Origin of the sequence: Paenibacillus caui (genome assembly GCF_019904135.1) — a bacterium.
Lineage (GTDB): Bacteria > Bacillota > Bacilli > Paenibacillales > Paenibacillaceae > Fontibacillus > Fontibacillus caui.
Window position 1 is genome coordinate 19248 of sequence record NZ_JAIOGQ010000033.1, and the last position, 14742, is coordinate 33989.

General features: G+C 52.4%; 12 protein-coding genes and 2 riboswitches. Of the genes, 2 read left to right on the plus strand and 10 right to left on the minus strand.

All coding sequences use genetic code 11. From position 1 onward, the window contains the following. Positions 1-3: 3 nt before the first annotated feature. A riboswitch (cyclic di-AMP (ydaO/yuaA leader) is annotated at positions 4-142 on the minus strand. A 390-nt stretch (positions 143-532) separates the two neighbouring features. The 3 genes from K7397_RS17530 to K7397_RS17540 form a co-directional block, all read right to left on the minus strand. Continuing rightward, positions 533-1027: a C40 family peptidase gene (locus K7397_RS17530; RefSeq protein WP_223069321.1), complete on the minus strand. Its 495-nt coding sequence runs from the start codon at positions 1025-1027 to the stop codon at positions 533-535. 4 nt (positions 1028-1031) lie between these two features. Then, a riboswitch (cyclic di-AMP (ydaO/yuaA leader) is annotated at positions 1032-1170 on the minus strand. Positions 1171-1398: 228 nt separating this feature from the next. Continuing rightward, positions 1399-2256, minus strand: coding sequence for a hypothetical protein (locus tag K7397_RS17535; RefSeq protein ID WP_237691017.1), 858 nt, complete (start codon positions 2254-2256; stop codon positions 1399-1401). Beyond that, complete coding sequence (locus K7397_RS17540; RefSeq protein ID WP_223069323.1) at positions 2237-4219, minus strand: M1 family metallopeptidase; 1983 nt, start codon at positions 4217-4219, stop codon at positions 2237-2239. Before K7397_RS17540 ends, K7397_RS17535 begins: the two co-directional genes overlap by 20 nt. Before the next feature lie 126 nt (positions 4220-4345). Here K7397_RS17540 and K7397_RS17545 point away from each other — a divergent pair, with 126 nt between their 5' ends. Then, complete coding sequence (locus tag K7397_RS17545; RefSeq protein ID WP_223069325.1) at positions 4346-4855, plus strand: YwhD family protein; 510 nt, start codon at positions 4346-4348, stop codon at positions 4853-4855. Between the two features lie 140 nt (positions 4856-4995). On the opposite strand, the gene K7397_RS17550 is transcribed toward K7397_RS17545, so the two are convergent. The 5 genes from K7397_RS17550 to K7397_RS17570 form a co-directional block, all read right to left on the minus strand. Further along, entirely contained in the window at positions 4996-6165 is a 1170-nt protein-coding gene (locus tag K7397_RS17550; RefSeq protein ID WP_223069328.1) for a copper amine oxidase N-terminal domain-containing protein, read from the minus strand. A gap of 58 nt (positions 6166-6223) precedes the next feature. After that, positions 6224-8575: a heavy metal translocating P-type ATPase gene (locus K7397_RS17555; protein ID WP_223069331.1), complete on the minus strand. Its 2352-nt coding sequence runs from the start codon at positions 8573-8575 to the stop codon at positions 6224-6226. Next, entirely contained in the window at positions 8565-8951 is a 387-nt protein-coding gene (locus K7397_RS17560) for an ArsR/SmtB family transcription factor (RefSeq protein WP_223069333.1), read from the minus strand. Before K7397_RS17560 ends, K7397_RS17555 begins: the two co-directional genes overlap by 11 nt. Before the next feature lie 236 nt (positions 8952-9187). Then, positions 9188-9874, minus strand: a complete 687-nt coding sequence (locus K7397_RS17565; RefSeq protein ID WP_223069335.1) for a DNA-3-methyladenine glycosylase — start codon at positions 9872-9874, stop codon at positions 9188-9190. A 116-nt stretch (positions 9875-9990) separates the two neighbouring features. Next, on the minus strand, positions 9991-12051 hold the full coding sequence (locus K7397_RS17570; protein WP_223069337.1) for a transglycosylase domain-containing protein: 2061 nt from the start codon (positions 12049-12051) through the stop codon (positions 9991-9993). A gap of 197 nt (positions 12052-12248) precedes the next feature. On the opposite strand from K7397_RS17570, the gene speE reads away from it, so the two are divergent. Next, complete coding sequence (gene speE / locus K7397_RS17575) at positions 12249-13076, plus strand: polyamine aminopropyltransferase (RefSeq protein ID WP_223069339.1); 828 nt, start codon at positions 12249-12251, stop codon at positions 13074-13076. A gap of 88 nt (positions 13077-13164) precedes the next feature. Here the strand turns inward: speE and K7397_RS17580 are convergent, their stop codons facing one another. Beyond that, entirely contained in the window at positions 13165-14166 is a 1002-nt protein-coding gene (locus K7397_RS17580; RefSeq protein WP_223069341.1) for a ketoacyl-ACP synthase III, read from the minus strand. Between the two features lie 9 nt (positions 14167-14175). After that, the gene (locus K7397_RS17585; protein ID WP_223069344.1) at positions 14176-14547 is read right to left on the minus strand and encodes a hypothetical protein; all 372 of its coding nucleotides are present in this window, start codon (positions 14545-14547) and stop codon (positions 14176-14178) included. Positions 14548-14742 lie beyond the last annotated feature (195 nt).

The window sequence follows — 14742 nt, forward strand, 5'->3', positions numbered from 1 at the left end:
ATGTCTAACTCCTTCCAAGGCCTGCGAGGTTAGCTTAAGGATTCGGTTGAAGGTTCCCTATGACCTTGCATCATACGAGGTCAATTCACCCATAATTGGTTCCCCCGTTTCCCAGGTGCGGGGAATTCGGCTGTAAGATGATGTGATTTGCACCTGAATGGCAAGGGCCGTTTGCAAAGGGCAAAGGCTTGCTTGCCGACCCGTTATTCACGGGATGACTGGGACGAAACGCGATACATGATAGTGGATCATTTTTCCTAAGTGCGATAATAATTACAATTTTGTTACTTCTGACGCCTTAATTGTAACAAAATCCATACAATTTGGCAAGTTTTGCTCAAACTTTATTTGGGAAATTGCCTAAATTGATGATTGTTGATGAATTTCCTGGGTAATAAACAGGCAAAAAGCGGGAATGGAACGAAATATGAGGATACTGTCCTTATTAAAGAAGGGGTTCGTCCCCCAAAAAAAGACCCGTTAAACAAATTCCGGCAAGAATTGTTTAACGGGTGTAAGCAAGTAACGTTTCTTATTCAACGTTGTCGTCGTCTGCGGTTACGTCGTCTGTTGCCGCTTCATAAACGTCATTGCTCATAATGCGTTTGGCTCCAACATAGCGGTTGACATAATAGCTTTCACTTAATTTGCTGATGGTAACTCCTTTGGAAGAGGATGCATGAGCAAATTTTCCGTCTCCTACATATACGCCAACGTGGGAAACGCCTTTGCCTGAGGTGTTAAAGAACACCAGATCGCCCGGAATGAGCTCGCTTTTCTCTACCGACGTCCCCATTTTGAACTGGGATCCCGATTGGTGAGGAAGTGTGATGCCGAGTTTGGCGAACACGTATCTGGTAAAGCCGGAGCAGTCGAACCCGTTTGTTGTGGTTCCGCCGGCTTTATAATCCGTGCCCAAAGTACCGTCAACCACTTTGTCCAATTTGGAATCTGCAAATACGCTGCCAGTTCCTAATGTGAACATAATTGCAAAACTTACCGCTGCTGCTGCCAACTTCTTCTTCAACCTCTGTGTACCCCTTCCATGCCTACGAGGTTAGCTTAAGGATTCGGTAGAAGGTCTCCCCTATGATCCCTCTGTTACGAGATCAATTCACCCAAAGTGGTTCCCCCGTTTCCCAGATGCCAGGAACTAGGCTTGCTCTTTAATACGCATCTGAAAAGTTATTCGACATCTTATTCAAGATTCCTGCTAAATGTTTAAAAAAGAATTACAAAGTTGTTACTTGTTTGGTTGGTGTTATTGTAGCAAATGAGGTACTTTTTGGCAATGCATATTTTTGAGAAATAACAGCTATCCGGCAAAAAAAGACCTGAGCATATTCTGCTCAGGCCTGATCAGGCAAGGCTTCGGGCGATTGGACAGCCCTGCGGATTTTATTTTTGCGTTCCTGTCTTCCAGAGATGAAATTGGGAGGCTGTTTGCCATATGCCCAGAAAGCTCCTGAAAAAGGGATAGATTTGGTGCAGAATCAGGCCGAGCAGACCTGTCCAAAACCAGGAGGCCGAAGTAAACAGGAGGAAGACAATCAGGGAGGCAGCCCCCAGTATGACGGAAATGGAGATCACCCGCAGGATCCGGCGGATGCACCAGAGAAGAGAAGAAAGCATTCCCGTATGGGAAAGCCAGCCCAGCAGCATGTATTCCAGACACTTTTTGATTGCATAGGCCCAGAGAACCCAGGCCAGCAGGAGCCCTGCGGTATACATCAGAGCCTTTTGATCTCCATTCAGCAGCAGAGAAAGACGTTTGAACAGCTGAGGGAGGATCCAGTAGGCTGGAGCCAGCGAGAGCAAAAGCTCACCCGCGTAGAAAATGCTGACCGGTTTCCATTTTGTTCGGATTCCTTCAAAGAACAACCAGCCTGCTCCGTCACGCTCACGTTCCTCCAGCAATCCGTGATAAATGCCGGCCCGAATCAGGGGGGTTAAGACGAGCCGCAGGAAGACCATGCCTGCCAGCAAAGCGGCATAGAGACGCAGACTGGGGTTTTCGCTTAGCCCGAGCTGGCCTTCGATCAGAAACAGAAAGCGGCTAAGCTCGCCTGGTCCGGGATCGGGATACCGCTGAAGAACCGGGGTAATGGCGGATTGAATGATTTTATAAAGGAAGACACCCCACAGAAGCTCGTACAGAAACAGAAGAATAGCAATGGGAAACTGCTTTTTGGCGCTGGTCCATCCATTACGTATAAAGATCATATCGATCGTCACCTCACCATGACAGCGATCCAAGCACTGTCTCCAGCAGCTTGGTGATGCTCAAATTCCATCGGAAGCCAATTTCAGGCTCCACTTCGGTCTTCAAATAATTGTTGATATGTTTATTCTCAAGCAGAAGGCTGTAGGCCGGGTCGGCCATTGCCCATGATAACGGCTCCTTGTACTGCAGCTTGAACCGGGTTGACCGCGTCTTCCCGTCCCAATCTTTACGAACGCTGTGCCCGTCGCTGAAAGTAAAGAGAATGGGAACCGGCGTTGTGTCGGCGCCCTTGCGGCTAATGTCGACCATAGATTCATACAGCGTCTCGCCGTTATGTGTGAATTTGCTGACGGAAATGCGGTCTACGGAATAATCGGACATTTTGCCGCCATACACATACTGGTCAAAATAGTCTGACCATGATTGTCCGGTCACCTGTTCGACGACCTGCTGAAAATCGGTTGTAGCCGGATGCTTAAAACGGAATTTCAGCGCATAGGTCTTCATGACCTTGTTCATCTGCTTGCTTCCGATTTGCCGCTCCATATCCAGGAGCACCAGTTTGCCGCGGGTATAGGCATTCAGGGCATAGACCCGTGAGGAGCCGTACTTCCAGGCGTCCTGGTTCAGCGGCTGCGGCTTTGTGATCATGGATGCCTGGATGGTGAGATTGGAGGCGATCCCGTACTCTTTTCCCATCAGCTTGTCTTCGGCATAGGAAGTGAAGGCTTCATCGAGCCAGGGCTCTTCAAACTCGTTGCTCGCAATCATGCCATAGAAATATTGATGGCCGATTTCGTGGATGACGGTTCTTTCGAGATCGTAGCCCGGTGATGGGTTCGCGGCACCGAATGCCGTAATCAGCGTTGGATACTCCATGCCTCCTGCTCCGTTGCCGTCGGCAGGCGGCACAACAATGGAAAGCGTAGAATACGGATAGGGGCCGTAGGATTTGCTGTAATCGGCCAGCGCCACCTTGGCCGCATAGAAGTAACGGTCTTTCAGATCTTTATGCTTGGGATCGAGATACAGCTTGATCCGAACCCCGGGCACATCGTTCGAAGCAAAAGGCTCCTCGGCATAGATGAAGTTCGGGGAGGCCGACCAGGCGAAATCATGCACATCGTCCGCGTAAAACTGATAGGTTTTCCGCCCGTCCTTCACAGCGGCCGATCGGGTAGGGAACCCGGTAGCGGCTACAATATAATTGTCCGGCACATTAATCCGAACGCTATAGATGCCAAAGTCCGAATAAAACTCGGAACTCCCGTGGTATTGGTGAAGATTCCAGCCTTCCTCGTTCCTGCCGCGCGTGCCAGCCGGCTCGTATACGCTCATTTTCGGGAACCACTGTCCGGCCATCACGAAGTCCCCGGCAGTTCCCATCCGGGCGAAAACCTTGGGCAGCTTTAATTCAAAACGAATTCTAAGCGTAAGAGTGTCCCCTCCCTGTACCGGATGCGGAAGACGGATCTTGGCGAGGGTCTTGTCCTGAACGTTGCCGTCATCGGGCTGGACATATTGAATCCGGTGGAGCAGGGAGATTCCGTCTGTGGTTCTCAGCTCGGTCAGCGCTATGGAGCCCCAGCCGTCCTTGGGCATAGTGTCGCCTCGAAGCTTGCCGCCGGATTCTTTCATAAAAGTGGAATCGGGGGACTCAAAGGCGTTTGCATACAGATGCAGATAGATCTCATTAACGGTCTTTTGGCCGGGATGGGTCCAGCTCATCGTTTCGGTGCCGATCAAAGTGTTCGTATTTTCGTCCAGCTTGACGTCCATATGGTATTCCGTAACCCGCTGGCTTAAAATTTGGGCGCTCGGCTTCTGGACGCTCTCTTTAACGAGCGGAGGGATGGGCTCCGAAATGGAAGGCTTGCCCTTTTCGGGAGCAAGAGAATCGGATAGCTTCGGCAGCCCCCAAAGTGAGCCGCCCAGAACCAGTAGAGCAGCTGCGAAAAGCGTAATGATTTTAGTCCGTTTTTGTGGTGCAATCATGGATTGATACCTCCCGTTGACAAGCATCTACAGCATGTATATGTTTGCAAAAAGGAGATTATTAGCTAAAATAAAATAAATGTACAAGGCGGTCTTTTTGGCGCCTTTAGATTCCTGGAGGGACCTATGGAGAATAAACCGCAAGCGGGAAAGAAACCGCTCAGTTTGAATATTGTAAGCAGCAATGAGAAGAGCAAGCACAAAGGATTTGGCGCGGGTTCGATCGATTTGAACAACGTGTCGCCGGTCATTATTGACGGGGGCGAAGCCAAAATTGATATTGGAGCGATGCATGCCAAGAGCAAGGTGGAGCGGGGCATCAAGTTTACGCCGAACCGCGAGGATGTTCCAAACGGCCGCCAGGTATGGCTGGTTTGGGTAGCGGTGGACCGTGATCCGGAAGGACAATCGTATGGCGGAGCGACGGCTTGCGAAATGTGGATCGATTCGGAAGCGAAGCGCGGGTGGAAGATTCTCGCCGACCACGTCAACAAGCTGGATTACGCCCTGAAGCGGAGATTCATGCTGGATGAGCTTGGAACCGCAGAGAAGGCTGCTCTGAAGCAGCTGCTCGTCAGTCACAACGAGGAATGGTGGAACCGTTCGTCGGATGAGCTCAAATCGGCTTTAAGCTGAGGTTAAGGCGGAAAACTTTATATGCAAAATAAGCAGGGGCAATCCTCTCGCCATCAGGCGATTTGAGGACTGCCCCTCTTTGTTGAACTCGCAGAATGGAATGCCGTCTATTAAAGGCGGCTTTTGACGATTCTGCTAGTCTAAAATGACAGTTTATATTCAAGCTCGGTAATCTTTGAATCGCTGCTGGAGTTCTCGGCCCATGTGAAATGCAGGACAGCCCCGGAACAGCCGGTGTACTTGAGACGGTAATTATAATAGTCGGCGTCTCTGTTCTTGATTTTACCTGCGGTCTCCGGATCGAATAATAGATCGTACAGCGATACCGCTTCAAGCGTCTTGCGGTTCACAATCATCGGGTTCCCGGTAGAGAACTGGCGCATGATAAAAAACTCCGGTCCGATGGCTTCAACGCTGTAGATTTCTTTGGTTGTCCCAGCGATCTTGTCCAAATTATAGCTTTGCACGAGGTCTCCCGCCCCGGTAGTCAGATCCAGATGATGGCCGTCATTCAAGACGATTTGCCCGGAAAAGGTTTTGACATTGTCGTACATGTAACCGTCTGAAAACATAATGCTATACCTCATTACGGCCTGTCTTACGATTTTGCCCTCGTGGAGAATGATAGTGTACAAGTCTTGATTGATGTGAGGCTCGCCATGGGCGTTGTCAATATGGATCAGATAGGTGTTCTTGGCTGTAGGCTGAACGCTTAGCGCTACCCAATCGAATTCGGTGCCGCCAATGGCTCCGATCCGTACCGGAACCTGGCCGCTAGTCCCGGCATAAAGAACTCCGTCAGGCCGGCTGAGCCAGAACAGCGAGTTACCAGCAGAGGCAAGGACGTAATGGGATTGGTAGGCGGCAGATATAACCTTCTTTTTGAGGTTATAAAGGGTCACAGGTATTGAGAATGCTTTGGAGAACAGACTGGCGGGAGCATAGGCGACTCCCTTGTTCACAAAAACCGCCGCGCCTAAAGATACGGTCTTTCCGCCTTTAACCGAAGCTTTGATGCTACCCAAAGTAAGCTTGGCCGTCTGGGTAATCCCTGTAACCTCGATGCTGCGGGTCTGTTTGTTCCACTGCACATGAAGATCGAGCAAGGGGGCGATATCCTTAAGCGGATAATACAGGATGCCTTGCCGTTTGATAGGAGCATTTTCAAGAAAGTATTGAATGGATGGAGTCTGCACTGCGGATGAGGCGGCGTAGGCTGGAGCAGGACCTGTAAGAAGAGTGCCTGTAGAAGGGCTTAAAAGCATAAGCGCCGCAGCGGTTTGAAGCGTTATTTTCCGGAAAAGATTCATGATCAAAAACCTCCTTCGTCTTCATACATAATGACGAAGGAGGCGTGAAAAAGTTTCTTTAGTTTGAAATTTTACCCATTTCTTTGTTTTTGCCCAGTAATACGGTCAACCCCAGAACGGTTACGATAATGGTAGCGCCCATATCGGACAGCACCGCGATCCACAGGGTAAGCAGTCCCGGAATCGTGAGCAGCAAGGCGATCAGCTTCAGGCCAATCGAGATGCCGATGTTCCACCGGATGACCGCTGACGCGCGTCTCGCAATCCGGATTGCCGCAGGGAGCTTGCCCAGATGATCCTGCATCAGCACGACATCGGCCGTTTCAATGGCGCTGTCCGTGCCTTTGCCCATTGCGATGCCAAGGCCTGCTGCGGCCAGCGCCGGGGCATCGTTAATGCCGTCGCCGACCATGGCGGCGTTCCACCGCTGCGCCAGCTCGCGAACGCGCAGCACTTTCTGCTCCGGCAGCAGCCCCGCATACCAGTCGGTGACACCGGCCTGCCCGGCTATGGCACGGGCGGTGCCTTCATGGTCACCTGTCAGCATGACGGTATGCGCGATGCCGGCAGCATGCAGCTGCTGCAAGGCGCCGCGGGTTTCCGGCCGGATGCGGTCGGCCAGCCCGAACAGCCCCAGCACGCGCTGGCTGTCTGCGACCAGGACGACAGTCAGCCCGTCCTGTTTCATCCGCTCAAGAGCTTTGCGGTCTTTCCCGTCCATTTCTCCGCCTGGGAAGGCATGCCGCAGAACCTCTTCACTGCCCAGCCAGTACAGCGTGCCGTCGACGCGGGCCCGAATGCCGAGTCCGGGCAGTGTTGTCACCTCCTCCGCTCTCGCCCCCATTTCCTGCCCGGCCTTGGCCTTGATGTGACCCACGATAGCCAAGGCAAGCGGATGGAGGGACGACTGCTCTATGGCGGCAGCAACCTTGTAGAACCGGCCATCGTCGTAGATGATTTCCTCTATGACGGCGGGCTGCCCTTCCGTCAGCGTTCCTGTCTTGTCGAACGCAATAGCGTCCACTTTCGCGAGCTGCTCCAGATGCACGCCTCCCTTGACGAGGACGCCGATTCTGGCGCTACGGGCCATACCGCTGACCAGCGCGATTGGGGAGGACAGCACGAGGGAGCATGGGCAGCCGACGATCAGGATGGCCAGCCCTTCATAAAGCCACTTCATCCACGGCTGTCCAAACAGCAGCGGAGGGATCAGGAAGACCAGCAGGGCGATCGCCATAATAGCCGGGGTGTAATATTTGGCGAACTTGTCGATAAAAAGCTCCGTAGGCGTCTTCGTATCCTGGGCTTCCCGCACCAGCTTCATGATTTTGGAGAGCGACGAATCTTCATAGGCTTTGGTGATTTCGATCCGAAGCACACCGTCGCTGTTGACACTGCCGCCGAACACGGCGTCGCCGGGCTGCTTGGCGGCCGGCACCGATTCGCCGGTAATGGCGGCTTCGTTGACCGAGCTCCGGCCTTCCCGGATCATCCCGTCCGACGGGATTTTCTCTCCGGGCCGGACCAGCACGAGGTCGCCGGCTCTGAGCTCGGCCGCAGGTACGGTCACCGTCTCCTCCCCCCGCAGGAGCAGCGCCTGCTGCGGGGCCGCTTCCAGCAAAGACTCCATGGACTTGCGGGCCTTCTCCATGCCGTAGCCCTCCAGCAGCTCGTTCAGTCCGAACAAAATGGCTACGAGCGTCGCCTCTTTCCATTCACCGATGCATACGGCACCGACAAGGGCGACCGTCATCAGCGTATCCATGTTAAAGCGCAGTTTTAACAGATTGCGGAGACCCCGACTGAAAGTGGAATATCCGCTTAAGATAATAGCGGTTAGAAACAGGGCGACTAGGGCAAACGGCGGGAGGGCCGAACCTGCAAGCAGAGCAGCCGCATAAAGGAGGGCGGAAACGGATAATACATATTTGCCGAGCCTTCCTACGTCCGCTCCGTGCCCATCACTGTGCCTATGATCGTGAGTATGTTCATGACCCGGATGCAGATCTTCCGCATGGTGCTGCATAGGCTGCATAGGATGCATAGGATGCGCAGGCTCATGGGCGTGGCCATGGCCATGTTTATGGCTTGCAGCATGGCCTGCCGAGCCGGCCATACCGGCGGCCCCGGAGGGGAGAGCCGCAGCCTCTCCCGGGTGAGTGCCTTCGAGTGGAAACGCGACCGCCCCGTCGCTCTTCAGAATGCGCTGAATGTGGCCAAAATCCGCATGCGGGCTGATGAGCAGCCGGCCGCTATTATAATGTAGCGCAGCATTCTGCCCGCCCGGCAGCCTGCGAAGTTCCTCCTGCAGCTGTCTTGCGCAGTTCGGGCACGACAACCCTTCAACTTTGTATTCAACTTGACCGGATTCATCAGGACGGGTTAAGGATGAGGATGTTCTATCGATCATGGCCGCTCTTCTCCTTTTGGTGCTCCAGCGTCATCGTCATGAGGGTATGAATGTGATGGTCCTGCAGCGAATAAAACACGTTCTTGCCTTCTTTCCGCGATTTGGCGATATGGGCCGACTTCAGCTGGCGCAGATGATGCGAGGTCGTAGCGATCGAGCTGTCCAGCAGCTCGGCAATATCGCAGACGCAAAGCTCCTGTCCTTGGGACAGGAGGAAAGCGATTTTAACACGGGTCGGATCCGATAAAGCCTTGAACATGAGGGCCATGCCGGCAATATCCTCTTCGTGAACCGACTGCTTCAAAGGGGCTACGATCTCATCGTGCACGCAGTAGACGTCGCACAGCTCTTCATTTGTCTTGACACTGGTATCCATAGGAACGGCTCCTTTCATTTGGCGTCATTTGGTAGTCGTTTATCGTAATCATTACATTTATTCAAACGTTCGTTTGAATGTTTGAGGATAGTATACACCCTTACTTCAATATATTCAAACTATTATTTGAATGTTAATGGGCAAAAAGTCAAACCAAAAAACCGCCAAAACCGGTTTTAAGCCTGTTTTGACGGTTCGTTCGCTTCGTTTTAAGTCCGCCGTATCCAATGCCCGCCTCAAATCTCCTGCGCCTTGATCGGATCGAAAGGAATAGCCAGTTTATCTTTGACTGAAACATAAGGGTGATCCTTGTAAAAGAATCTCCAGGGCCGGCTGGCGAATTCCCCGGCATAAGGAATGTTGATGCGCGCCCCCATCATAATCTCGGCATCCGGCTGAACCTGCCCGGGCGCAAGGAACAGCGGTCCGCTGCGGTTTGTCAGGGGCTCCCCGTTCAGCGATTTGTCAATCCGCAGCGCCCGGCACAGCTTGCCGGGGCCATTGCTTACATCGGCGGCTTTGCGGGACTTCGTTCCCCGGTATAGGGCCATGATCCGCTCGTCCCGTTCGCTTAGAGGCTCCACCGCGCGGATCAGCACCGCCTGCGGGTCGCCTTCGCTGCCTGTCACGATATTCAGGCAGTGATACATGCCGTAGATCAGATAAATGTAGGCCATGCCGCCCCTGCCGAACATCACCCTTGTCCTTTCGGTATTTCTGCCGCCGAATGCGTGGCTTCCTTTGTCGTGGATGCCTCCATAGGCTTCGGTCTCAATGATGCGGCAGCGGATTTCCCCGTCTTCGGTTGTTCTGACGAGCGTATGGCCCAGCAGGAGAGGCGCCGCTTCAAGCGCCGTGTAACTCTCAAGATGATCTAGCAGCGGGTGCGTCCCTGTCCCGGCTTGGCGAGGTATTTTGCCCATAACGAGATCTCCTTCCCGTCGCCTGACGAGTGATATATCTATACGGTATATAACTCTTTGCATGACGGCAAGGCCTCACCATGGAAACCGCCATCTTTACGATTGGGCGCCCGGCGTCATTCCATCCACCACCGTTTCAGATCTTTCCACCACGAACGGCGCTCTTCTTTCTGCGCTTCCGGCGCGGACGGAGGTTCAGGTTTGCTTTCGCCCCCGCAGGTTTCGGTCGGTTCCGTACCGGAAATAAATACTTCCAGCTCCTTCTCCCCGCAGCTTGCCGTAGCCAGTTTTCCGCTTTTCGGGTCCACGTAGGCGCTGACGATACCCCCTGGCACCTTGAACATTTTCGGCGGCACCTGGTCCAGCGCTTGCTCGGTAAACTGGGCAAAGATCGGAGCCGCTTTGCGCGAGGCTTCGGTTCCCAGTGTCTTGCCCTTGTCATAGCCGACCCATACGGCGGTGGAAAGCTCTGGCGTAAACCCGACAAGCCAGGCATCCGTGCTGGTTGTGCCTGTTTTGCCAGCAACCGGACGCTTTATTAGAGAAGATACCCGGTTGCCGGTTCCGCCTGTATCGAAGACGCCTTCCATTAAATGCGTAAGCACATAAGCGGCTGCCGGATCAACAATCTGTTCTTTTTTCGGCTTCGGCGCCTCATAGAGCACGTGTCCGGCCGGATCCGTAATTTTAAGCACGGCCACCGGCTTCACGCTTTGCCCCTGGTTGCCGATTACGGCAAAGGCTGAAGCCATTTCAAAAGGGCTTACGGGGGAAGTGCCGAGCGCGAGCGAGGGGACGGCTTTCAGCTTGCTTGAAATGCCCATTTTCCTGGCCATTTCAATGACGTTATCCGCCCCGACGGTCAGAATGGTGTTTACCGCATAGATGTTGTCGGAGGCGGCAATCGCTCGCTTCATATTGATTTCGCCCAAATATTTTTCCCCGAAATTTTTGGGGCTGTATGTCTTCCGGTTGCCATCATAATGAAACAGCGTCGGCTGGCTGTTGAACTGGCTGGCCGCAGTCAGTTTTTTCGAAGCGAGCGCCGCTAAGTACATGATCGGCTTAAAGGATGATCCCGGTTGGCGTGTCGTGGCAAACACGTGATTGTACTGGCTTTTCACGTAGTTGGATCCGCCTACGAGGGCTTTGACAGAACCGCTGCGGGGGTCGATGGAGACCAAAGCGGCCTCCAGCTCCGCGTCATTTCCGAGTTCTTTCGAGACCGCCGATTCGGCTGCCGCTTGCGCGTCCATATCCAGCGTCGTATAAACGTTTAATCCGCCGTGTTCCAGCAGATTCTCGTCAATGCCGAGATCGTCCACGATGACGCTTCGGACATAATCGCGGAAGTAAGGAGCCTTGTCGCCAGTTGTCCGCAAGGACGGAGACTGGAAGTCCAGCATTTGGGCATAGGCCTGATCCGCCTGCTGCCGGGTAATGGCTCCCGTTTCCACCATCGTCCCCAGTACGGTCTTCTGCCGGTCCTTTGCATTTTTCATATGGTTGAACGGCGAATAATAGGTGGGGCCCTTCGGAATTCCGGCCAGTATGGCGCTCTCCGCCAGCGTCAAGTCTTTGGCCGATTTGCCGAAATACGTCTGCGCCGCGGCTTCGATCCCGTAAGCTCCGTGTCCGTAATAAATTTCATTCAGATACATTTGCAGAATTTCCTGCTTGCTGTACTTCATTTCGAGCTGGGTTGTATACAAGGCCTCCTTGGTCTTCCGGGTCCACGTCCGCTCATGGGATAGGTATAAGTTCCGGGCAAGCTGCTGCGTCAGGGTGCTGGCCCCCTGTACTTTGTCCAGATGCTCCAGATTGACCAGGATGGCTCGGGCCATCCCTTTGAAGTCAAACCCGATGTGATCGTAGAAATGGCGGTCCTCCACGGACAGGGTCGCTTTCACCAGAAAAGGCGAAATCTGACCCAGCGCAACCTTCTTCTGGTTCTTCTCGGCTGGAGAGAAGACAGCGACCGCTTCTCCCCCAGCATCGAACATCCGGGAATTCTGGTTCGAATCGATAGGAGGAAGAGGAGATTCGTATAAATAAAGAAGTAAAATGCCGCAAGCCGCCGTTGCAAGCAACGAGCCGAAAAGCGTGAGCTTCAGCAGAAGCTTGAACCGGCTTCTTTTCGGTTTCCGTTCCCGTTCCTTCCTCGAAAGTCGCTGCATAAAAAGGTGATACCTCCTGTGTGACTCGGGTAACTGATATGTTTAGTATTGGGAAAGTTTAGGAACGATATTCATGGTTGCATTTTAGGCTTGATTTAATATAATACATTGGAGTGAATCTGGACGCCCGTTTCTAAATATGCAGGGGCTTTACATGGCGGCTGAACATTATTCTGACGGAAAGAAGGTTGATACAGGTGGAATTGTGGTTTACGGAGAAACAAACACCCTCATTCGGCATTACCGCAAAAATCAAACAAACGTTTGTTACGGAGAAGACCGAGTTTCAGGACTTGGCGATGATCGATACGGAGGAATTTGGACGGATGCTGGTGCTTGACGGTATGGTCATGACTACCATTAAAGATGAGTTCGTCTATCATGAGATGGTTGCTCATCCGGCGCTGTTTACCCATCCCAATCCGAAGCATGTGCTGGTCGTTGGCGGCGGAGACGGCGGTGTCATTCGTGAAATTTTGAAGCACCCAGGGGTAGAGAAAGCCGTCCTTGTTGAAATTGACGGCAAAGTTATTGAATACTCGAAGCAATATTTGCCTGAAATTGCCGGCGAATTGGACAATCCCCGGGTTGAAGTGCTGGTCAATGACGGTTACATGCACATTCTCGAGAGCAAAAACAAATACGACGTAATCATGGTCGACTCCACCGAGCCCGTCGGCCCGGCAGCTCCGCTGTTCGAGCGCGGCTTCTATCAGGGCATTTACGAGGCGCTGAAGGAAGACGGCATCTTCGTAGCTCAAACCGATAATCCTTGGTTCAAAGCAGACCTCATTCAAAAGGTAAACCGTGATGTCAAAGAAATTTTCCCGATTGTCCGGGTTTACGGCGCCAATATCCCAACTTATCCTTCTGGCCTCTGGACGTTTACGCTTGGCAGCAAAACATACGATCCGCTTGAGGTTGATGAAACGAAGATTCCGGAAATCGAAACGAAATACTATACGCCTCGCCTGCATAAGGCAGCGTTTGTGCTGCCTAAGTTTGTGGAAGATTTGGTCAAATAACTGCAGAGTAGACTTAATTATTAGAACAAAGGCAGAGCCAGATTCCCGCGGGAAAAGGCTCTGCCTTTTTTGCAATTCATCTGCCCTGTCAGTATTTCAGCAGCACACACGAGGAGATGCTTCCGGCTCCGACCGACCAGAACACGACCAGATCGCCCCGTGACAGCATGTCCTGCCGCTCCGCCTCGTTCAGCGCGATGAACGGCGAGCTGGTTCCGGTGTAACCGAACCTGTCGCCAACAAAAATAAACTTTTCGTGCGGCTCGTCCAGCTCGGCGCGTACCCGTTCTATATTTTTCTGTGAGAGCTGGGAAAGAAAATACTTCCTGATCTGCTGCTTCTCAATATGATTCCGCTGCAGAAGCGTTTCGATTGATCTGGCGGCTAGCAGGAAGCTGGCTTCCCCTTCGTCCTGCGTATCCCAGAAAATTCGCTTCTCATCCTCGGACAAGGAGGCATCATAAATGCGCGATAAGCCTTTTGCGGGAAAAGCCATAACCTGTGATCGTGCCGAGTTAGTTAGCATATACGAATCGATAAAGCCGGACAATCCGTTCTCTGCCCTCTCTACGATGATGGCACAGGCTGCGTCTCCGAAATTGGGCAAGGTGACTTCGTTCGAGCGTGACGAGAAGCGGTTCATTTGCTCGGCCCCTACGATCAGCGCTCTTTGCATTCGGGAGTCGGACTGCATATACTTGGATACCTGATCCACCGCGATGACCATGCCGACACAATTGGCGTTCATATCGTAGACAAGGGCATTTTCCTTGCCGCCCAAAGCCCGGTGAAGGTGAATGGCGTTGGAAGGCGCCAAATATTCAGGCGTTCCTGATGAGAATACAAGGATATCCAAATCCGCTCCGGTAAGCCCAGCCTGCCGAAGCACAAGCTTTGCCGCCTCAATGGCCATGGTCAGCGAGTTTTCTTCCTCCCTGTCGGAAACATAGCGGTTTTCGCGTCCGAAGGCCTCCAGCATTCGCCTTATATCTTTATCCTGCTTATCAAAATAATCTATGTAATACGAGTTATTCACCTGATTCTCTGGATGATAAACGGCCGTATGGCTGATAAAGACGTTGCTGGTCATAGCTCCTCCTTACTCAGCGCAAATATTCCAGGCTTCTTCAGCGGTTGGGACAAATACACCGGGGAAGCCGGGAACATTTCGTGCAATCCGGTTTAGCTGCATATTTGCAATCGCATGCTGCGGTTTTACAAATACAATATGTTTAAAGCCTGTCTCCATGTACAGTTTGAACAGCTTTTCAAGCGACGGAACGGATTCGGCCTGGAATACGCCCATCTTGGCGCAGTCAATCAACATGGAATATTCTTTAGGGGGTATGCCTGCGACAATATTGTTGTAGTTTTTCAGCGTTTCCGGAGCTGCTTCCGGATCGGGGAACCCGTCCAGCTCGGCGTGGAGAACCTTTCTAGCTTTGTCGATTTCAATTTTTGCTCTGGCCATAATGCGCCACCCTCTCCTCGAAAATTGACGAATAAATAACGCGTTCATTATACACTATAATTTACCAGTCAGACAGGGATAGATTGGATATTCAGAAATCGGATGCCGTGCGTGCCTGAACCCACTATCTGAAAACTTCTTTCTCCGCTATAATAAATGTATTTGAATCTGCCCGAACGTCATAAGATTTAAGAC